Genomic DNA, 20,032 nt, shown 5'->3' on the forward strand with positions numbered 1-20,032 from the left:
GGGAAGGGACCCACATGACGATGCCCGAACCGCGTCCTGCCGCAGACGGCCCGCCCACGCTGCGGGACGTCGCCGAGCGGGTGGGAGTCAGCGCGATGACCGCCTCCAGGGCCATGCGCGACGACCCGCGCGTGCTCCCGGCCACCCGGGAACGCATCCGCGACGCGGCGGCGGAACTCGGCTACCGGCCCAACGAAGTGGCCCGCAGCCTGCGCCTGGGCCGAGGCACGGGCCTGGTCGGACTCGTCGTCACGAACCTGGCCAACCCCTTCTACTCGCGCCTCGCCCTGGGCGTGGACTCCGTCATCGCGGACGACGGCTTCAAGACCGTCATCGGCAACACCGGCCAGGACCTGGACAGCGAACGGGAACTCGTCGCCGACCTGGTGGCCCGCCGCGTCGACGGCATCATCGCCGTCCCCGCAGCCGCCGACCAGCGCCATCTCGCCGCCGCGGCGGCCGACGGCGTGCCCGTGGTGCTCGCCAGCCGGCCGCCCGAGGGGTTCGAGGCCGACTGCGTCCTGGTCGACGACTTCGGCGGGGCCCTCGCCGCCACCGCCCGCCTGATCATCCGCGGCCACCGCCGGATCGGCTTCCTCGGCTCACCACCCGCCGTCTACACCGGCACCGAGCGCCTGCGCGGGTACGCCGCCGCCCTCGCCGCCCACGGCCTGCCCTTCGACGAACGCTACGTACGCCAGGGCCAGACCGAACCGCGCGAAGCCCGGCGGGCCGCCGCCGCGCTCCTCGCGCTGCCCGAGCCGCCCACCGCGCTGTTCTGCTCCAACAACCGCAACACGATAGGGGCGTTCCGCGCCCTTCGCGCCTCGGGCACCGACACCGCGCTCGCGGGCTTCGACGACTTCGAACTGGCCGACGCGCTCGGCCTGCCGGTCACCCTCGTCGCGTACGACAGCGACGAGCTGGGCCGGGTGGCGGGCCGGCTCCTCGCCGACCGGATGCGGGGGAGGGGCTCCGACATCACGAAGCCGCCCGAGCCCGGCACGGCGCGGCGCATCGTGACGCCCACCAGCCTGGTGGAGTACGGCAGTTGACGCTACGTCCGGCCGTCCGGCGCCGGCTCCGCCTCGGCGCCCGCGCGGCGGCGTTGGCGCGAGGCGCGCAGGTTCGCGGCGTTTCCGCAGCCGCGGGTGGAGTGCCAGACGCCGCTGTTGTTGCGGGACCGGTCGTAGAACGCCGTGGCGCAGCGTTCGTTGCGGCAGATCTTCAGGCGCCGCCACTCACCGGTGGTCTGGGCGAGCAGCGCCTCGCACAGCACGGCGGACGTCAGCCAGCGCCAGCCCTCGCCCTCGGGCTCGGTGGTCAGGGCCGCGTCGCCGTGCAGGTTGACCTGGAGGGCGCACGAGGTGAAGCGGGCGGTCTCGCCGCTCGTCGTGCCGCACCGCGAGAGCAGGGCCCGGCGCAGCTGTTCGCGCAGCTGTCGCAGCTTGGGCAGGTCCTCTTCGGTGAGGGTGAGCCGCACCGCAGTGCGGCCCGTCCGCTCGGCCCAGGTGGGCAGTGCCACGGAGACCCAGTCCTGCGCGGCGGCCACGTCTTCGAGGAGATCGGCCTCGGGAACACCACAGGAGGGTGCGGTGTTCAGGATGTCCTGCACGAGCCCCAGGCCGCCGGGGACGGCGGTGGGGAAGTAGCGCTCGGTGGCAGGCCAGGTCATGCGCATATCGTACGCGACCGGGGGTGACAGCAGTGTATGGGTTTAGCTGCGGTCGCAGCGCAGACGCCTTCGGGTGTCGCCGCGAGGACGGTCCAGGCACCCCGCGCGTACGGTCCCGGCACCGCCGGGACCGTACGCGGGTGGCTGTCGCTCAGGCCAGGCTCTTCAGCAGCGACTTGTCGAACGGCAGCGCGTCGGCGAGGCGGTTCTCCAGGGCCTTGGCCGCCCACTCCGGGTCGGCGATGAGGGCGCGGCCCACCGCCACCAGGTCGAACTCGTCGCGCTCCAGGCGGTCGAGGAGCGGGTCGATGCCGGTGGATGCGGACGGCGCGGCCCAGCCCTTGGGCCCGATGAACTCCTGGTCGAGGCCGACCGAGCCCACGGTGATCACCGGCTTCCCGGAGACCTTCTTGACCCAGCCCGCGAGGTTGAGGTCGCTGCCCTCGAACTCCGGGAGCCAGTAGCGGCGGGTGGAGGCGTGCAGCACGTCGACGCCCGCGTCCACCAGCGGCGTGAGCAGGCGCTCCAGCTCCTCGGGGGACTCGGCGAGCTGCGCGTCGTAGCTGCCGGCCTTCCACTGCGAGAGCCGGAAGACGACGGGGAAGTCGGGCGAGACGGCCGCGCGCACGGCCGCGACGATCTCCGCGGCGAAACGGGTGCGGGACTCGATGTCGCCGCCGTAGCCGTCCGTGCGCTGGTTGGTGCGCTCCCAGAGGAACTGGTCGATCAGGTAGCCGTGCGCGCCGTGCAGCTCGACGCCGTCGAAGCCGATGCGCTCGGCGGCCGCCGCGGCGTCCGCGAACGCCCGGATCACGTCGTCGAGGTCGTCGGCCGTCAGCGCGCTGCCCTTGGGCTGCCCGTCCAGGCCGATCGCGGAGGGGCCCGCCGGGGGAGCGGAGGGCACCGGGCCCGTGCCCTCGTCGCGCGTGATGCCGACGTGCCACAGCTGGGGAATGATCTTCCCGCCCGCGGCGTGCACGGCGTCGACCACCTTGCGCCAGCCTTCGAGGGCGTCGTCGCCGTAGAAGCGCGGGACGCGGTCGCTCGTACCGGCCGACGCGTGATCGACGTACGTCCCCTCGGTGATGATCAGGCCGACACCGGCGGCGGCACGGCGGGCGTAGTACTCGGCCACGTCCGCGCCCGGCACGCCGCCCGGCGAGAACTCCCTGGTCATGGGCGCCATCACGATGCGGTTGGGCAGGGTGAGGCTGCCGACGCCGAAGGGGCGGTCGAGGGTCTGGGGGGTGCGGGCGGTCTGCGACGCCGAGGTCATGCGTCCTCCTGGCAGGGAATGAGGGTGCGGTCGATCTGCGATCGATGACGTAAGCGTACGCGCTTTGCTCATGTCGCCTGTCGGAGGGCCCTCCGACAGGCGACGACCGCCGGGTGGTGGCTTCGACCGCTGCGCACCGCCGTGAAGAGCCGACGCGCGCGCTGCCCCCGGGGCAGCTGCCGCAGGGCGACGGTCGCGGGCTCTCTGTCCCAGAGGAGGCCGGGGAGCAGCGCGGCGGCGTGGCCGCGCTCCACGAGGCGCAGGTGCAGGAGGAGGTCGCTGGACTCGAACCGCACGTCGGGTTCGAAGCCCGCGTGGCGGCAGAGCGTTGTCGCCCAGTGCCGGGCCGCCGACCCCGCGGGCTCCATGACCCAGGGGTGGTCGGCGAGGGCGCGCAGCGCGGCGATCGGGCTCTGCGCGTCGCTCGCCGGGACGGGCGGTGCCAGGTGGCTCGCCGGTTGTGGCGGTGCCAGGTGCAGGGGGTCCTCGCAGAGGTCTTCCTGCTCGATGCCCGCGGGGCGGGGGTTCGGCAGGCCCGGGTACTCCTCGGCGATGACCAGGTCGAAGTCGCGGGCCAGCAGCGCGGACAGGGACTCCTCCGGTTCCATCTGGGTGAGGTGGACCCGCAGGCCGGGGTGCGCCTCCCGCAGCAGGGTCAGCGCGGTCGGCACCAGGGTGCGGGCGGCCGTCTGGAACGAGGCGATGCGCAGCGTCCCGGTCAGGTCGGTGAGGGAGGTGGCGATGTCCGCCTCGGCGCGCTCGAGCCGTTCGAGCACCGCCTCGGTGTGGGCGACGAGGATCTCCGCCTGCGGGGTGAGGCGCACGCGCCGCCCCACCGGTTCGAGGAGCCGGACGCCGACCTCCGACTCCAGCTGCGAGAGCTGCTGCGAGACGGAGGAGGGGCTGTACGAGAGGGCGGCGGCGACGGCCGCGAGCGTGCCGCGGTCCTTGAGCTCGCGCAGCAGCCGCAGCCGGTGAAGGTCGAACATGGGCTGGTCCTCGTCGTCGGCGGCCGACCGCTCGGATCGGACGGGGGGCGCGGGTTCACGGGGGCGTGGGTTCTCGGGTCCACGGGTTCGCGGTGGACGGGTCTTCATCGGTCGGAAACTCTGATGAATATAGGTCGGAAACATTCGCTGGACCGATGGGTGGAGGTGGCCGCAGGCTGGCCGCATGTCTGAGAACACCGAGAAGCCGGTGGCCTGGTTCGCCCGGCCCGCCGCCCGCACCTGGACCTGCCCGCAGGCCCCCGCCGATGCCCAGGCCTTCCACGCCTCGCTGCCCGGCTACGCCGTCACGCCCCTCCACGAACTGCCGTCTCTGGCAGCCGAGTTGGGCGTCGGCCGGGTCTTCGTCAAGGACGAGTCCGCGCGCCTGGGGCTCCCGGCGTTCAAGGCGCTCGGCGCCTCCTGGGCGGTGCACCGGGCCCTCGCCGAGCGGGCCGCGGGCGGTGAGGCTTCGCCGGAGCCGGTCATGCTGATCACCGCCACCGACGGCAACCACGGCCGCGCGGTCGCCCGGATGGCCCGGCTGCTCGGTCAGCGCGCCCACGTCTTCGTGTCCAAGGGCGTGCATCCGGCCGCCACGGCGGCGATCGCCGCCGAGGGAGCCGAGGTCACCGAGGTCGCCGGGCCCTACGACGAGGCCGTGCACCGGGCGGCCGCCGCCGCGGCGGAAGGGATCGCCACCGTGCTCGTCCAGGACTCCGCCTGGCCCGGCTACGAGCGTATTCCGCGCTGGATCGTCGAGGGGTACTCGACCCTGTTCGCCGAGATCGACGCCCAACTCGCCGCGGCCGGTGCGGGGTTCCCCGACCTGGTGGCCGTGCCCGTCGGCGTGGGCTCGCTCGCCCAGGCCGTCGTCACCCACTACCGCAGCCGCCCCGCGGGAAGGACGGCCCCCGCCCTGCTCTCCGTGGAGCCCGAAGCGGCGGCCTGCGTCATCGAGAGCCTCGCCCGCGGGGAGCTCACCGGCGTCGTCACCGGCGACACCGCCATGGCCGGCCTGAACTGCGGCACCCCCTCCAGCCTCGCCTGGCCCTACCTGCGTGACGGCCTCGACGCCGCCGTCACCGTCACCGACGCCGACAGCGCACGGGCGGTCCGCGCGCTCGCCGCCCTCGGCGTCTCCTCCGGGCCCTGCGGAGCCGCGTCGCTCGCGGGCGTCCGCGCCGCACTGACCGGCGACGGCGCCGACGGCCGCCGCGCGGCCCTCGGCCTCGGCACCGCATCGACCCTCGTACTGCTCAGCACGGAAGGCGCGGACGCCAACCCGCACCACCAGGAGCCCTGATCCAGGGCTGACCGAACCGCCGTACCGGCAACGGAAATACACGCCCGCGTGGGAGAATCCTCCGCGTGGACGGGGGCATCCTCGAGCGGGATCTCGAGCTGGCCCGACTGACCGCCGCCGCACGGGAAGCGGCCGACGGCGCGGGCTCGGTGACGCTCGTCTTCGGCGAGGCCGGGATCGGCAAGTCGAGCCTCGTGAGGGCCCTGCCGGGTGCGCTGTCCGCGCAGGCCAGAGTGCTGGTCGGGCAGTGCGACGACCTCGCGACGCGGCGCCCGCTCGGACCCTTCCGCGACCTTGTGGGCAGTGTGCGGGCCGAGTTGGCGCAGGCGGTGACCGAGGGCGGCGACCGGCATCGGGTGTACGACGCGCTGCGGACCGAGCTGGGTGCCCCGCCGCATCCGACGGTCCTGGTCGTAGAGGACGTGCACTGGGCGGACGAGGCCTCCCTCGACGCGCTGCGGTTCCTGGTACGCCGGGTGGACCGGATGCCAGCCGTCCTTGTACTGACCTACCGCGACGACGAGTTGAGCCGCGAGCATCCCCTGCGGCACCTCCTGGGCCAGGTGTCGCAGGCGGCGCGCGTGGACCGTCTCCCCCTGGCCCGGCTCTCGCGGAACGCGGTGCGCACGCTGAGCGCGGCGAGCGGCCTCGATCCCGCGCAGGTGTACGCCGTGACGTCGGGCAACCCCTTCTACGTCGCCGAGGTCGTCGCGGCGGGCGGCACCGGGGACGTGCCGCCGACCGTGGTCGACGCCGTCCTGGCCAGGCTGCGCGGACTCGACGACGCCGCGCGCGACGCGCTCGAACAGCTCGCCGTGGTGCCGTCGGCGGCGGAGCGCTCCCTGGCCGACGCGCTCCTGCCCGACGGCGTATGCCAGTTGACCTCGGCGGAACGGCGCGGCCTGCTGGTCGTCACCCCCGAGCGCGTGGTGTTCCGGCACGAGATCATCCGCCGGGCCATCGCCGACTCGCTGCCCGCCGCGCGGCGGATCGAACTCAACCGCAAGGTGCTCGCCGTCCTGGTCAGGCGGCCGGGCGCCGACTCCTCCCGCATCGTCCACCACGCCGCTCAGGCGGGCGACCAGGACGCCGTCGCGCGCTACGGCCCCGACGCGGCCAGGGACGCCGCCCGCACCGGCGCGCACCGGGAGGCCGCCGCCCAGCTGCGGCTCGTCCTGCGCCAGCGCCGGCGCCACGGCCCTGCCGAACTCGCCGGTCTCCTGGAGAGGTACGCGGTGGAGAGCTACACCATCGCCGACTCCCCGGCCGCCGTCAGCGCCCAGCGGGAAGCCGTCGCCCTGCGCCGCTCGCTCGGCGACCTGCGGGCCCTCGGCGCCGATCTGCGCTGGCTCTCGCGTATCCACTGGTGGGCGGGCGACGCGGACGCCGCGCAGGAGGCCGCCCGGGAGGCCATCGACGTACTCGAACAGGCCGGGGACGAGCGGCTGTTGGCGCTCGCGCTCAGCAACACCTCACAGCTGCGCATGCTCTCCGACCGGTACGCCGAGGCCATCGGGTACGGCGAGCGCGCCATCACCCTGGCCCGGCGGACGGGCGACGCGGCGATCCTCTCGCACGCGCTGAACAACGTGGGTACCGCCCGCTGGCGCGGCGGTGACCCCCTGGGCCGCCCGCAGCTGGAGGAGAGCCTGGCGGTGGCGCTGAAGGCGGACGAGGCCGAGCACGCCTGCCGCGCCTACGCCAACGTCATCTGGACGCTCCTGGAGAACCTCCGGTTCACGGAGGCGGACCACTTCCTGGCGCCCGCCATGGAGTTCGCGGACCGCACGGAGCATCTGGGATTCCTCCGCTACCTCCAAGTGGAACTCGCCCTGCGGCAGTTCGCCGCAGGGAAGTGGGACGAGGCGGAGAAGCACGCCGAGTCCGGTGACGCCTACGAGTTCGCGCCCGCCCGCTGCCCCGCCCTGACCGTCCTGGCGCGGGTACGGATCCGGCGGGGCGCGCAGGGCGGCGACGAACTCCTCGCCCGGGCCTGGGAGGTCGCGGCGCGGACCCGGGAGCTCCAGCGCACCGGCCCGGTCGCGGCCGCCCGGGCGGAGGCCGCCTGGCTGCGCGGCGACCGCGCGGCCGTGATCGACGCCGTCGGCCCCCTGTACGTGCAGGCGCGCGGCCTGGCCGCCACGCCCTACCGCGCGGAGCTCGGCCACTGGCTGGCGAAGGCGGGCCAGCCCGTGCCGGTGGACGACTTGGACCATCCCTATGCCCTGCAGGCCGCCGGGCAGTGGAGCAGGGCGGCCGATGCCTGGCGGGCGGCGGGCTGCCCCTACGAGCACGCCGCCGCCCTGGCGGAGAGCCCGGACCCGGCGGACAAGCTCGCCGCGCTCGCCGGTCTCGACGCGCTGGGCGCCGACCCCCTGGCCCGGATCGTCCGCACGGAGCTGCGCGCCCTCGGCGTCGCCCGGATCCCGCGCGGCCCGCACGCGGCGACCCGCCGCAACCCCGCGGGCCTCACCGGCCGCCAGCTCCAGGTCGGACGGCTCCTGGCGGAGGGCCTGACCAACATCGAGATCGCCGGGCGGCTCTATCTGTCCGTGCGCACGGTCGACAACCACGTCCGCGCGGTCCTGGAGAAGCTCGGCGCCCGCACCCGGCGCGACGTCGCCGCACGTGCCGCGCAGCTGGGAGTGGAGATCGGCCGCGAAAAGTAGGCAGTCGCCGGACGCGAGCTGGGTGGCGGGCACGGATATCGGTGCGCCCGGGACGGCACTAGAACGGGCTGATCGGATGCGCCGATCCAACGGGGGATTACATGTCCATGACGGCGGCACAGGCTGCACGGCACGAACTGGCGGGCTTCAAGGGGGAGTTGACGGGACCGGACGACGCCGGGTACGACGAAGCGCGCGCCGTCTACAACGCGATGGCCGACAAGCGCCCCGCGCTCGTCGCCCGCTGCGCCGACGCCGACGACGTGTCCCGCGTCATCGGCTTCGCCCGCGCGCACGGCCTGCCGCTCGCGGTCCGCGGCGGCGGCCACCACGGAGCGGGCCTCGGCACCGTCGAAGGCGGCGTGGTCGCCGACCTGTCACCGCTCAAGGCCATCGAGGTCGACGCGCGGGCCCGCACGGCCAGGGTCGGCGGCGGCTGCGTCTGGAGCGAGGTGGACCGCGCCACACACGAGCACGGCCTCGCCACGCCGAGCGGCATCATCTCCTCGACCGGCGTCGGCGGCCTCACCCTCGGCGGCGGCCTCGGCCACCTCACCCGCAGGTTCGGGCTGAGCGTCGACAACGTCCTGGAGGCCGACCTCGTCCTGTCCGACGGCCGGCAGGTGCGGGCGAGCGCCGAGGAGAACGCCGACCTGTACTGGGCGATTCGCGGGGGCGGCGGCAACTTCGGCGTCGTCACCTCCTTCCTCTTCCGGCTGCACGAGCTGAGCACGGTCGTCGCTGGCCCCACCTTCTGGCCCGCCGAGCGCGGAGCCGAAGTCCTCGCCGCCTACCGCGACTTCCTGCCGCAGGCACCCCGCGAGGTGAACGGCTTCTTCATGTACGGCACCGTGCCACCGGCCCCGCCCTTCCCCGCGAGCCTCCATCTGCGCAAGGTCTGCGGCGTCGTGTGGTGCCACACCACCGCGGACCCCGAAGCGGCGGCCCACGCCATGGCGCCCCTGCTCCAAGCGCTGCCCGACCCGCTCCTGCACGCCGTGTCGGAGATGCCGCACCCCGTGCTCCAGTCCATGTTCGACGGGCTCTACCCACCCGGCGACCAGTGGTACTGGCGCGCGGACTTCGTCGACACCATCCCGGACGGCGCCGTCGCCCTGCACGCCAAGTTCGGCCCCGAGGTGCCGACCATGAAGTCGACGATGCACCTGTACCCCATCGACGGCGCGGCCCACGACCACGGCTCCGCCGACACCGCCTGGAGCTACCGGGGCGCCCGTTGGGCCTGCGTCTACGCGGGAGTGGACACAGACCCGGCCAAGGCCGACCTGATCAGGCGCTGGACCGTCGACTACTTCGACGCGCTGCACCCGTACTCGGCGGGCGGCGCCTACGTGAACATGATGATGGACGAGGGGCAGGAGCGCGTACGGGCGAGCTACCGCGACAACTACCCGCGCCTGGCCCGCGTCAAGGCCGCCTACGACCCGGACAACGTCTTCCGTCTCAACCAGAACATCGAGCCCGACCCGCGCGGCCCCGCGTAACTCCGGCGGCCCGCCCGCCGCGCCCCCGGGCGCCGGGGGCCTTAGCGTGAGGGCCATGTGCTGGAGCGCGACCGCCGATCTCGTGGCGGGCGTGGGTGTCGCAGCCGTGGGGGTCGCGTGTGTGACCCGGGCGGCCCGCGGACCCCGCCCGGGCGACCTGCCGCTCGCCGCGCTCCCGCTGCTTCTCGGCGCCCACCAGATCATCGAGTCCGAGGTCTGGCGCAATGACGGCGGGACGGGTCCCGCCACCGTCGCCTGGGCCGTGATCGCCATGCCGCTGCTCGCGCTGTGGATGCCCGTGGCGGTGCTGTGCGCGGCGCCGCCGAGCGCACGCCGCCGCCTCCTGATCCCGCTCGCGGCGGGGATCGCGACGGCGGCGGCGCTCTCCTACTACTTGGCGACCCGCACCGTGAGCGCCGAGATCCGCGGCCACACGGTCGGCTACTCCCTCGGTCTGCCCCACCCTGAGGTGGTCGTCGCCGGATACCTCCTCGCCACCGTCGGCGCCCTGCTCCTCTCCGGCGACCGGGGCCTGGTCCTCTTCGGCGTCCTGGTCGCCGTCGGGGCGGCGGTGTGCCTGGCGCTGTGGGAGCGGGAGTACATCTCCACGTGGTGCGCGTTCGCGGCCGTGTGCTCGGTGGTCCTGTACTTCTGGGTCAGAAGGCGCTCTCGGCCAGCTCCAGCGCGGTCCGGTCCAGGCTCTCCAGGAGCGTGAACTGGGCGTCGGTCTTGGGCAGTTCATGGCGGAAGAAGTAGCGGCAGGCGCCGCGCTTGCCCGCGTGGACGTCCTCGGTGCCGCCTTCGGCCGCCAGCAGCTGCTCCAGCCACATCCAGGCGACGACCACGTGCCCGACCGCTTCGAGGTAGACGCTCGCGTTGGCCAGGGCCGTCCGCGGGTCGCCGGTCGACCAGAGCCGCCCGGTCGCGCTCGCCACCCGGCGTACGGACGCGTCGAGCGAGGCCCCGTACGCGGCGGCGTCACCGCCCGCCTCCGCGGCCCGCGCGGTCGTCTCCGAGACGCGCCTGCCCAGCAGCGCGAGGCCCGCGCCGCCGTTCATGACGACCTTGCGCCCCAGCAGATCGAGGCCGTGGATGCCGTGCGTGCCCTCGTGGATGGGGTTGAGGCGGTTGTCGCGGTAGAACTGCTCGACGTTGTACTCGCGCGTGTAGCCGTAGCCGCCGTGCACCTGGATCGCCAGGTTGTTGGCCTCCAGGCACCACTGCGACGGCCAGCTCTTGGCGATGGGCGTGAGCACGTCGAGCAGCAGCCTGGCCTCGTCGCGCGCCTGCGGCGACGTGCCGGTGTTCTGCTCGTCGAGCAGCCGCCCGCAGTACAGGTTGAGCGCCAGCGCGCCCTCCACGTACGCCTTCTGGGCCAGGAGCATCCTGCGTACGTCGGCGTGCTCGATGATCGGGACCTGCGGCGACGCGGGGTCCTTGGCTGCCAGGGGGCGCCCCTGGGGGCGGTCGCGCGCGTAGTCCAGGGCGTGCAGGTAGCCGGTGTAGCCGAGCGCGGTGGCGCCCAGGCCCACGCCGATGCGGGCCTCGTTCATCATGTGGAACATGTACGCGAGGCCGTGGTTCGCCTCCCCGATGAGGTGGCCCACCGCGCCGGGCGCACCGCCGGGCCGGTGGACGCCCTCACCGAAGTTCAGCAGGGTGTTCGTGGTCCCTCGGTAGCCCATCTTGTGGTTGAGGCCCGCGAGCACGACGTCGTTGCGCTCGCCGAGCGCACCGTCCTCGCCGACCAGGACCTTGGGCACGATGAACAGCGAGAGCCCCTTCACGCCGGGCGGACCGCCGGGGATGCGCGCCAGGACCAGATGCACGATGTTCTCCGAGAGCTCGTGCTCACCGCCGGAGATCCACATCTTGTTCCCGAAGAGGCGGTACGTCCCGTCGTCCTGCGCCTCGGCCCGCGTGCGCACATCGGCGAGCGACGAACCGGCCTGCGGCTCCGACAGGCACATCGTGCCCAGGAAGCGGCCCTCCACCATCGGGCGTACGAACGTCTCGATCTGCTCCTTCGACGCGTGCGCGAGGAGCAGATTGGCGTTGCCCATGGTCAGGAAGGGGTACGCGGCGGTGCCGACGTTCGCCGCCTGGAACCACGCGAAGCAGGCCTGCGCCACCACGGCCGGCAGCTGCCCGCCGCCGATCTCGTGGTCCATGGCGCCGGCGAGCAGCCCCGAGTCCCCGAAGACCCGCAGGGCCTCCTTGACCTCGGGGATGATGTGCACCCGCTCACCGTCGAAGGTGGGCTCCTGGGCGTCGTTCTTCTTGTTGTGCGGGGCGAAGTGCCGCGTGGCGATCTGCTCGCTCAGCTCGAGGGCGGCGTCGAAGGTCTCGCGGGAGTGGTCCGCATACCGCTCCCGGCCGGTGAGCGCGGGCACGTCGAGCCACTCGTACAGCAGGAACTCGAGGTCACGACGGGACAGGAGCAGGGATGCCATGCGGATTCTCCATGCGGTGACGGCGGTACCGATCCCGGGGCAGGGAGCCCCGCACACCCGATACTAAGCGGTTGCTTATGGGGTTTGTCGAGGGCGGCCCCGGCGACAGCCTCCATACGGCAGGCTCCGGGCGGCCGGCTCAGGGCCGCGGGTCCTCCTGGAAGGTGGCCGCGTGCACGGCCTCGAACAGCGCCGTGACGTCCTGCCCGGTGTATCCCTCGGCCCGCGCCTGCCGCATCCACTCCGCGAGGGCGCTCCGCAGAGGGGAGTCGGGGCCCGAACGGGGCCGGGCGAGGGAGCGGGTGATGAACGTGCCCGCTCCCTGGCGGACCTCGGCGAGGCCCGCACGCTCCAGCTCGCGGTAGGCCTTGAGCGTCGTGTTCGGGTTGACCTTCGTGGCCGCGGCGACCTGCGCGGCCGTGGGCAGCCGGTCGCCCTCCTCCAACGCGCCCATGCGCAGGGCCTGTTCGACCTGGCGCACGATCTGGAGATACGTGGCCACACCGCTGCGCCGGTCGATGCGGAATTCGACCACTGTCCCCACTCTCTGCTTGTCTGCGGACACTTTACGTACTCACCGTCACGGCCGTCCTAGAGGGGGCGCCGCGACGCCCACCACAGGACGAAGACGGCCACGGCGGCGGTGCCGCCGAGCAGCAGGGCGGCGCCGGTCCACTGCATGCCCGGCATCTGGTCGTAGCCGAAGTACTCGACCACGTTGTTGACGATGCCGTGGTCCTTGATGCAGGCGTTGGTGGCCTTCTCGGTCGGCTCGGCGCAGATGCCCCAGCCGTAGAGCTGCCCGTCGGCGGTGCCGACCCAGCGGTCCGTCTCCACGACGCTGCTGCTGTTGACGATGCCCGGCGTGTCGGCGTTCAGCGGCCAGGTGATCAGACGCGGGGTGGCGAGGCGGCCACGGAACTCGCCCCAGGCCACCTGGACGACCAGAGCGAAGAGGAAGGTGGCCAGCATGGCGGGCAGCACCCTGCGCAGCAGCATGCCGATCGCGATGCCGCTGATGGTGAGGAAGAGGGAGAGCGCCACCAGCATGGGACCCGTGTTGTCGAACACCGAGCCCGAGAGCCACTCCGAGAGGAGCAGGGCGCGGTAGGGCTCCCACCACCAGAAGAACAGCGTGGAGAGTACGAGGGTGGACAGCAGGACGAGCGAGAGGCACCAGGCCAGCTTGGCGGCGAGCCAGCGGCGGCGCGGCACGGACTGCGTGGTGACCAGCTGCGCGGTGCCGTGCTCCTGGTCGCTCGCGATCAGCGGGGCGCCGATGAAGACGGCGAGGACGACGGGCAGGGCGCCCAGCGCCTCGGCGATGTAGTCGTAGCTCCGCGGGGACGTGGTCAGGCTGACGTCCTTGCCCGGCCAGCCCAGCCCGGCGAGCATGTCGGCCATCTCGCCGCGCTCGTAGACGATCGCGCCCGCGCCGAGCACGACCAGGGCGACGACGATCCACGTCGTGGTGCGGTGCTGGCGCAGGACGAGCCAGGTGAGCCCGTGCAGCAGCCCCGTCTTCACGGCGGCCTGCCCGGTGCGGGGCTTCTCGGTGAGGGTGGTGCTCATGCGGCGGTCATTCCTTCGGCCTCGATGCGGGCGTCCTGGGTGAACAGCGGGTCCGCGTCCGGCGAGCGGAGGTGGGCGAGGAGGATCTCCTCCAGGCTCGGCTCGGAGACCTCCCAGTCCGGGGCCAGCGGGCCGCCGGGGCGCAGGAGGGCACGGAACTGCCGCCCCTGGAGCCGGAATTCGACCACCGTGTGCGGGGTGAGGTCCGCGGGCGGCAGGCCGTCGGGGGCGAGCCCGGTCACCAGGGCATGGGCCGGGACCAGTTCGTCGGTGTCGCCGGCCATCCGGACCCGGCCGTCCGCGACGACCAGCAGGAAGTCGCACATGTCCTCGAGCTCGGCCAGCATGTGGGAGGACATCACCACCGTCGTGCCGCGCTCGACGGCCTCGGACATCAGCAGGGAGCTCATCTCGTCCCGGGCCAGCGGGTCGAGGTCGGCCATCGGCTCGTCGAGCAGCAGCAGGTCGGGCCGCTTGCCGAAGGCGAGCGCGAAGGCGACGCGGGTGCGCTGGCCGCCCGAGAGCGTGCCGACCTTGGCGTTCAGCGGGACGTTGCCGGAGCGCACGATCCGCTCGGCGGCGGCCATGTCCCAGCCGGGGTTGAGCTCGCGGCCCATCCGCAGCGTCTCGGCCACCGTGAACCGCTTGAACAGGGGCTTGTCCTGCGAGAGGAACGCGAAGCGGGGCATCGCGGCCGGGTCGTCCACCGGCACTCCGAAGACGCGCAGTTCGCCCTCGGTCGGTGTCACCAGGCGGGTAGCGAGCCCCAACAGGGTGCTCTTCCCAGCTCCGTTGGGGCCGACGAGACCGCAGATCCGCCCGGCGGGCAGCCGGAAGGAGCAGTCGCGCAGCGCCCAGCCGCGGCGATAGCGCTTGCCCAGGCCGCGGGCCTCGAGCGCGGTCGCGCCCAGGGGGCCTGCGGCCTCGGTGGGGTCGGCAAGGGTCATGTCCACGCGCGCCTCTCTCGATTCCATTAAACAATTAATGGAATCATGATCTGCGCGGCAGGGCCCTGTCAAACGACTGCTGCCCGCCGGTTCCTCCGGCGGGCAGCAGATGGTGGAGCAGGGCCGAGGCGGCTACGGCATCGACTTCGTGGGTGCCGTGACCTCACGCTGGTGCGGGATCAGGCCCGGCGGCAGCTCGCCCTGCTGGACGTTCACCGTCCTGACCGGGGCGGGCACCCGGATGCCCTCGGCGCGGTAGCGCTGGTGGAGCTGCTTGATGAACTCGTGCTTGATGCGGTACTGGTCGCTGAACTCGCCGACGCCCAGGATCACCGTGAAGCTGATCCTGGAGTCGCCGAACGTGTGGAAGCGCACGGCCGGTTCGTGGTCGGGCAGGGCGCCGTCGATGTCCTTCATGACGCTCTCCACGACCTCGGTCGTGACGCGCTCGACATGATCCAGGTCGCTGTCGAAGCTGACGCCGACCTGAACCATGATCGACAGGTCCTGCTCGGGGCGGCTGAAATTGGTCATGTTCGTGCCCGCGAGCTGGGCGTTGGGGATGATGACGAGGTTGTTCGACAGCTGCCGCACCACCGTGTTGCGCCAGTTGATGTCGACGACGTAGCCCTCTTCACCGCTGCTGAGCCTGATGTAGTCGCCCGGCTGCACGGTCTTCGCGGCGAGGATGTGTACGCCCGCGAAGAGGTTGGCCAGGGTGTCCTGAAGGGCCAGGGCCACCGCGAGGCCACCGACGCCGAGCGCCGTGAGCAGCGGGGCGATGGAGACGCCGAGCGTCTGCAGGACGACGAGGAAGCCCATCGCGAGCACGACGACACGGGTGATGTTCACGAAGATCGTCGCCGAGCCCGCGACGCCCGACCGGGACTGCGCGAGGGACTTCACCAGGGTGGTGACCACGCGGGCCGCCGTCAGCGTCGCGGCGAGGACGAGCAGGGCGGTCAGCGTCATCGTGACGTTGCGGCCGGTCCTGGGGGTGAGCGGCAGGGCCGCGGCGGCGACGGCCGCGCCCGCGGATATCGCCGCGCAGGGGACCAGCGTGCGCACGGCGTCGACGATGACGTCATCGCCGCTCCACCGGGTCCTGCTGGCCCGTTCGCCCAGCCACCGCAGGATCATGCGCAGCAGCAGACCCGCCGCGATGCCGGCGGCCACCGCGATGCCCGCGGTGATCAGGTCGTGCCATGTGAGGGCTCGCTCCATCAGTTCATTCTCCAGGTTGTGCGGGCGCACCGGACGTATGTTCGCGGTCCGGCGCGAGCGTCATCCTGCCCCATGGGTGCGGCGCCTTAGCCGGGGGCCCGCACCCACCCTGCCGTCAACTCACCAGGCGCAGGGCGATATCAGACATCCCGATCACCACTGACTGACCCCAGGTCAGTTCCACCGCATCGCTCTCCACTCCATCGCCGAAGACGATGAGCCGGTCCGACTCCACGGTGACCCGCAGCCGCTCCAAGGCCCCGAGCGCCCCCTCCACCTGTGACGTCCCGGTGGCGGGCGAAGGCCACGCCTCCCGTACGAACCACACCAGGCGCTGTTCGGCGGGACCCGGGAGCGGCAACGCGCTGCCGCTCTGCTGCCACAGCGAACGCAGCCAGCCGGTGGCGCCGGTACCGGTGCCGACCAGGACGCCGGAGGAGGCCTGCGCCTCGGGGACGGCCGTATCGGTGTCCGGACCGATGCGGTAGCGGGCGGTCTGGTGGCCCGGCGGGCCGAGGTAGATCTCATTGAGGGCGAGCAGCCGCTGGGTGTCGTCGGACACCGCCTCCACCATGGTGAGTTCGTCCACCCGGGCCCCGGAGCCGACCGCCGCCGGGAGCAGCTTGGCCGCGTCCGCGCCCCGGTGGCGTACGAGCACTCCGGGATTGCGCCCCGGCTCGGTGTCGATGCCGATCACCGGCTGTCCGGCGAGGTACTTCGCGGCGTTGGCGACCAGGCCGTCCTGGCCGACGACGACCACGACGTCCTCGGGGCCGAAGAGGAAGCGGTCGAGATCGGCGCGTTCCACGCGGGCCCGGCGCCACTGCCGGGGCACCGCGGCCGCCACGTCGGCGAGCGTGCGGTGCGCCCGGTGATGGCGCTCGGCCACCTCCCGCAGGCTCCGGCCGCGTGCGGCGAGGAAGAACTCGGCCTGGCCGTGGGTGCCGTGCCGGGCGAGCAGCTCCTCGTACTCGGTGGTGCGGTGGACGAGCACCGCACGCGGCGCCAGGCTCATGACCGCGCGCCTCCGTCCTGGGCGCCGTGTCCCAGCTTCGCGAGCAGGCCGGTGAGGACGTCGGGGGAGAGGGTGAGGCTCTCGATGCGCGGGACGTTCTCGGCGAGCCGGGTGGCCGCCAGGGCGTGCAGGGTTGCGGCGTCCACCGCGCAGTGCGCCGCGAGCCAGGAGGCCTGGGCCGCCGCCTTCGCCTCGCCGACCGTGCGCGCGGAGGTGGCCTCGGCACGGGCGAGGCGCTCCGTGCGGGCGGCCTCGGCCTCGGCGCGCACGGCGTCGGCGGCCGCGTTCTCCTCCGCCTCGCGGCGTGCGTTGGCGCCGCGCCGCTCCACCAACTCCTGTTCCTGGCGGGCGAGTTCGATGCGGCTGGTGAGTTCGTTCTCGGCGATGGCCCGCTCCCGCTGCACGGCCACGGCCCGTCGTTCGTACGTCGCCCGGTCCGCGTCCTGCTGTATCCGCTCCCGCGCGGGGGTGCGCAGGGCGCGCTCGACCTCGGGCTCCGGACGGATCGCGATCACTCGGACGGCAACCACCTCGATGCCGGTGGCGGGCAGCCTGGGCTCCTGGGCGAGGCCTTCGGAGATCCGCTCGCGGACCGCGGTGACACCGTCCGCGAGTGCCTCGGCCAGCGGGGTGCGGGCCAGTACGTCGAGGGCGTTCTGCTGGGCGGACTCCGTGAGCAGGGCGGCGAGTTGTTCCAGCGGTGCGCCGCGCCAGGAGCCGGTGTCCGGGTCGACGGCGAAGTCCAGACGGGACGCGGCGAGCGCCGGGTCGCTGATCCGGTAGGTCACCGTGGCCTGCACGGCGACGTCCTGGAAGTCGGCCGTGCGTGCGTGGAAGGTGACCGCCAACTCGCGGTCGTCGACCGGCACTTCGGAGAGCGCGGCGCTGAGCGCACGGAACCAGAAGCTCAGCCCCGGCCCTTCGTGCACCAGCCGGCCGCGCCGGTGGTGGCGGATGTGGGCGGTGGGCGCGGAGCGCAGGTGGTGCAGTCCCAGGCGGCGGGTGATGTCGGCCATGGTGGAATCCCTCCCCGTTTTCGTCATGCCGACGATATGAGGGTCTGCCTTTATAGTCAAGGTGACTTAAAAGGGGGGGTTCCGCGGCGAACGACGTCGACCGGTTACGCCTTGCGGCCCACCCCCGCGTACAGCGGCACCGGCGTGCCGTTCCTGACCTCGTCGACGCCGAGCTCCGGATGCCAGTCCGGCAGCCACGCGATGCCGGGGTCGAGGAGCTCAAGGCCCTCGAAGAACCGCTCCACCTCGGCCCGTGCGCGCGGCACGAGCGTGACGCCGCCCGCCTTGTACATCTGGACCGCCTGCTCGGTCCGCTCCGGATCGACGTCGCCCGCCATCTGGGACAGGACCAGATGACTGCCCGGCGCGAGGGCTGCCACCAGCCGCTCCACGACGTCGTACGCACCGTCGTCATCGCTGATGAAGTGCAGCAGCGCGATCAGCGAGAGCGCGATCGGCTGCGTGAAGTCCAGTACGCCATCGGCCTGTTCGAGGATCTTGTCCGGCTCGCGCGCGTCCACCTGGAGGTACTCCGTCGCCCCCTCGGGCGTCCCCCGCAACAGCGCCTCCGCGTGCGCGAGGACGATGGGATCGTTGTCCACGTACACGACGCGCGCCTCGGGGGCGGCCGACTGGGCGATGCGGTGGAGGTTCGGTTCGGTGGGAATCCCCGTGCCGATGTCCAGGAACTGGCGTATCCCCTCTTCGCCCGCGAGGCGGCGCGTGGCGCGCTGCATGAACCAACGGTTGTGCTGCGCGCAGTACTTGGTCTGCGGTTCGAGCGACACGATCTGGAGCCCGAGCTCCTCGTCCACCGGGTAGTTGTCCTTGCCGCCCAGGAACCAGTCGTAGACGCGGGCGGGGTGCGGCTTGCTGGTGTCGATCAGCTGGGTCACGGGCGGCGGGATCGCGGACATGGGTCAACTCCCATAGGTGCGGCGGGCGTTCGGACGCACGTACGGCGCGTGCGTCCGGTCATCGTGCCCGCTCGCCCCACCGGGCTCAAGCGTTACCGGGCTCAAGCGTCGAGAGGTTCCCGCAGCAGGCTGCCCGCGCCCGGCACGTGCGGCGGCAGGCCCAGCTCGGTCAGGATGCGGTACGCCGTCGCGGTGGCCGCCGACAGGACGGGCAGGCCCGCCGCGTCCTCCACCGCCTGGATCGACGCCAGCGAAGGCATCTGCACACACGCCGAGAGGACGAGCGCGTCGGCGCGGCCCAGGTCCACGCGGCGCCAGTGGTCGCGCAGGTCGGCGGGGTCGAGCCGGGCGACCGCCAGGTTGTCGGGGACCTCCAGGCTGAGCGCGTCCACGACCTCGACCCCGGCGTCCTCGATGTAGTCGGCGACCAACTGCGTCAGCGGCTTCATGTACGGGGTGATGATCGCGACCCGGGCGGCACCGAGCGCCTTGATGCCGTCGAGCAGGGCGCCCGCACTGGAGATCACCGGTGCCTGCGCGCCCTCGGAGCGCAGGGCCGCGGTGATCTCGTCCTCCGCCGTGCAGTGGTGGCCGGGGCCCTGCGCCATGATCGCGACGAGGCAGGCGGTGGCGACCACGTCGGGCCTGGCGTCGGCGAGTTCGAGCGCGGCACGCTCGGTCTGCGCGTTCATCGCCCTCAGCTGCTCGGGCGTCACGTGCTTCATGCGCATCCGGCTGCTGTGGAAGACGAACCGATCCTGCGGGGCCACCGCCTCGCGGTCGCGCAGCATGCGCGGCAGCTCCGTCTCCATCGTCAGGTTCGAGCTGGGCACGATCATGCCGATGTGGTGGTCGGTCGCTGTCGCGGGCGTCGCGGTCACTGCCACGGGATCCTCCGGATGGTGTCGTACGGGCTGCCCGTACGGCAGTCCGTACGGCTATGAGCCCTCGGTCAGCCCCTCCCAGTGATCGGCGAGGGACGTGAGGAGATGCATGACTTCTTCGCGCCGCTCGTCGCCGAACGGTTCGAGGAGCCGCTCGTCGAGCTCACGGGCGCGACGGTTGGAGTCGTGGAGGGTGCGCTCCCCCTCCTCGGTCAGATAGAGCAGCTTGCGGCGGCCGTCGTCGGCGGCCGTCCTGCGCACGATCAGCCCCCGGTTCTCCAGGCGCCGCGCCACGTCCGCCATCGTCGACGTGTCCAGGGCCACCGCCGACGCCATCGACCGCTGGTCGTGGCCGGGCGAGGCGTCCACCGCCTGGAGCACGGCGAACTGCGGTCCGGTGAGGGTCGGGTCCACCGCGCGGATCCAGACCGCGAGGTAGGCCTGGTACAGGCGCCGTACCTGGTATCCGGGTGCGGCCGTGAGGGCGGCGGGCGGCCCGGGCTGCGTGGATCTCGTAGCCGTCGTAGGCGTCGTGGTGGAGGTTTCGTCAGCCATGGAGCCCACTTAAGCACGGGGGTTGATCGGTT

18 protein-coding genes are annotated in these 20,032 nt (G+C 72.8%); 5 read left to right on the plus strand and 13 right to left on the minus strand.

What is annotated here, in order from left to right; all coding sequences use genetic code 11:
- Positions 1 to 20 precede the first annotated feature (20 nt).
- A complete protein-coding gene (locus ACZ6ZP_RS11220) occupies positions 21 to 1,055 on the plus strand; it encodes a LacI family DNA-binding transcriptional regulator (protein ID WP_469406571.1) in 1,035 nt (344 codons plus the stop codon).
- A 2-nt stretch (positions 1,056 to 1,057) separates the two neighbouring features.
- Here ACZ6ZP_RS11220 and ACZ6ZP_RS11225 read toward each other — a convergent pair whose 3' ends face one another.
- From ACZ6ZP_RS11225 to ACZ6ZP_RS11235, 3 genes are all read right to left on the minus strand, one after another.
- Complete coding sequence (locus ACZ6ZP_RS11225; protein ID WP_351161467.1) at positions 1,058 to 1,675, minus strand: CGNR zinc finger domain-containing protein; 618 nt, start codon at positions 1,673 to 1,675, stop codon at positions 1,058 to 1,060.
- Between the two features lie 151 nt (positions 1,676 to 1,826).
- On the minus strand, positions 1,827 to 2,951 hold the full coding sequence (locus tag ACZ6ZP_RS11230) for an NADH:flavin oxidoreductase (protein ID WP_351161470.1): 1,125 nt from the start codon (positions 2,949 to 2,951) through the stop codon (positions 1,827 to 1,829).
- Between the two features lie 68 nt (positions 2,952 to 3,019).
- Positions 3,020 to 3,940 (minus strand): LysR substrate-binding domain-containing protein, encoded by a 921-nt coding sequence (locus ACZ6ZP_RS11235; RefSeq protein ID WP_468617571.1) that lies wholly within the window; start codon positions 3,938 to 3,940, stop codon positions 3,020 to 3,022.
- Between the two features lie 184 nt (positions 3,941 to 4,124).
- Here ACZ6ZP_RS11235 and ACZ6ZP_RS11240 point away from each other — a divergent pair, with 184 nt between their 5' ends.
- The 4 genes from ACZ6ZP_RS11240 to ACZ6ZP_RS11255 all read left to right on the plus strand — a co-directional run bounded on the left by ACZ6ZP_RS11240 (position 4,125) and on the right by ACZ6ZP_RS11255 (position 10,132).
- A complete protein-coding gene (locus tag ACZ6ZP_RS11240; protein ID WP_469406451.1) occupies positions 4,125 to 5,243 on the plus strand; it encodes a diaminopropionate ammonia-lyase in 1,119 nt (372 codons plus the stop codon).
- A 65-nt stretch (positions 5,244 to 5,308) separates the two neighbouring features.
- Entirely contained in the window at positions 5,309 to 7,912 is a 2,604-nt protein-coding gene (locus ACZ6ZP_RS11245) for an ATP-binding protein (RefSeq protein ID WP_469406452.1), read from the plus strand.
- A 101-nt stretch (positions 7,913 to 8,013) separates the two neighbouring features.
- Positions 8,014 to 9,417 carry an FAD-binding oxidoreductase gene (locus ACZ6ZP_RS11250; RefSeq protein ID WP_469406454.1) on the plus strand — a complete coding sequence of 468 codons (1,404 nt, stop codon included), beginning with the start codon at positions 8,014 to 8,016 and terminating at the stop codon, positions 9,415 to 9,417.
- A 55-nt stretch (positions 9,418 to 9,472) separates the two neighbouring features.
- Complete coding sequence (locus tag ACZ6ZP_RS11255) at positions 9,473 to 10,132, plus strand: DUF6629 family protein (protein WP_361461169.1); 660 nt, start codon at positions 9,473 to 9,475, stop codon at positions 10,130 to 10,132.
- On the opposite strand, the gene ACZ6ZP_RS11260 is transcribed toward ACZ6ZP_RS11255, so the two are convergent.
- The 10 genes from ACZ6ZP_RS11260 to ACZ6ZP_RS11305 all read right to left on the minus strand — a co-directional run bounded on the left by ACZ6ZP_RS11260 (position 10,074) and on the right by ACZ6ZP_RS11305 (position 20,000).
- Entirely contained in the window at positions 10,074 to 11,870 is a 1,797-nt protein-coding gene (locus ACZ6ZP_RS11260) for an acyl-CoA dehydrogenase (RefSeq protein ID WP_366462793.1), read from the minus strand. The genes ACZ6ZP_RS11255 and ACZ6ZP_RS11260 overlap by 59 nt on opposite strands.
- A gap of 139 nt (positions 11,871 to 12,009) precedes the next feature.
- Positions 12,010 to 12,414: a GntR family transcriptional regulator gene (locus ACZ6ZP_RS11265; protein WP_366462803.1), complete on the minus strand. Its 405-nt coding sequence runs from the start codon at positions 12,412 to 12,414 to the stop codon at positions 12,010 to 12,012.
- Between the two features lie 47 nt (positions 12,415 to 12,461).
- Entirely contained in the window at positions 12,462 to 13,442 is a 981-nt protein-coding gene (locus tag ACZ6ZP_RS11270; protein ID WP_469406457.1) for an ABC transporter permease, read from the minus strand.
- A complete protein-coding gene (locus tag ACZ6ZP_RS11275) occupies positions 13,439 to 14,389 on the minus strand; it encodes an ABC transporter ATP-binding protein (RefSeq protein ID WP_469406458.1) in 951 nt (316 codons plus the stop codon). Before ACZ6ZP_RS11275 ends, ACZ6ZP_RS11270 begins: the two co-directional genes overlap by 4 nt.
- A 132-nt stretch (positions 14,390 to 14,521) precedes the next feature.
- Positions 14,522 to 15,613: a mechanosensitive ion channel family protein gene (locus ACZ6ZP_RS11280; protein ID WP_351161493.1), complete on the minus strand. Its 1,092-nt coding sequence runs from the start codon at positions 15,611 to 15,613 to the stop codon at positions 14,522 to 14,524.
- A gap of 115 nt (positions 15,614 to 15,728) precedes the next feature.
- Positions 15,729 to 16,628 carry a hypothetical protein gene (locus ACZ6ZP_RS11285; protein ID WP_383823495.1) on the minus strand — a complete coding sequence of 300 codons (900 nt, stop codon included), beginning with the start codon at positions 16,626 to 16,628 and terminating at the stop codon, positions 15,729 to 15,731.
- Positions 16,625 to 17,644, minus strand: a complete 1,020-nt coding sequence (locus ACZ6ZP_RS11290) for an SPFH domain-containing protein (RefSeq protein ID WP_383823498.1) — start codon at positions 17,642 to 17,644, stop codon at positions 16,625 to 16,627. The genes ACZ6ZP_RS11285 and ACZ6ZP_RS11290 overlap by 4 nt, the downstream gene beginning before the upstream one ends.
- A gap of 104 nt (positions 17,645 to 17,748) precedes the next feature.
- A complete protein-coding gene (locus ACZ6ZP_RS11295; protein ID WP_351161502.1) occupies positions 17,749 to 18,561 on the minus strand; it encodes an SAM-dependent methyltransferase in 813 nt (270 codons plus the stop codon).
- A 101-nt stretch (positions 18,562 to 18,662) separates the two neighbouring features.
- Positions 18,663 to 19,400 (minus strand): maleate cis-trans isomerase family protein, encoded by a 738-nt coding sequence (locus ACZ6ZP_RS11300; protein WP_469406572.1) that lies wholly within the window; start codon positions 19,398 to 19,400, stop codon positions 18,663 to 18,665.
- 99 nt (positions 19,401 to 19,499) lie between these two features.
- The gene (locus ACZ6ZP_RS11305) at positions 19,500 to 20,000 is read right to left on the minus strand and encodes a MarR family winged helix-turn-helix transcriptional regulator (RefSeq protein ID WP_351161504.1); all 501 of its coding nucleotides are present in this window, start codon (positions 19,998 to 20,000) and stop codon (positions 19,500 to 19,502) included.
- Positions 20,001 to 20,032: the final 32 nt, after the last annotated feature.

It is taken from the genome of Streptomyces sp. NPDC054047, assembly GCF_055585065.1.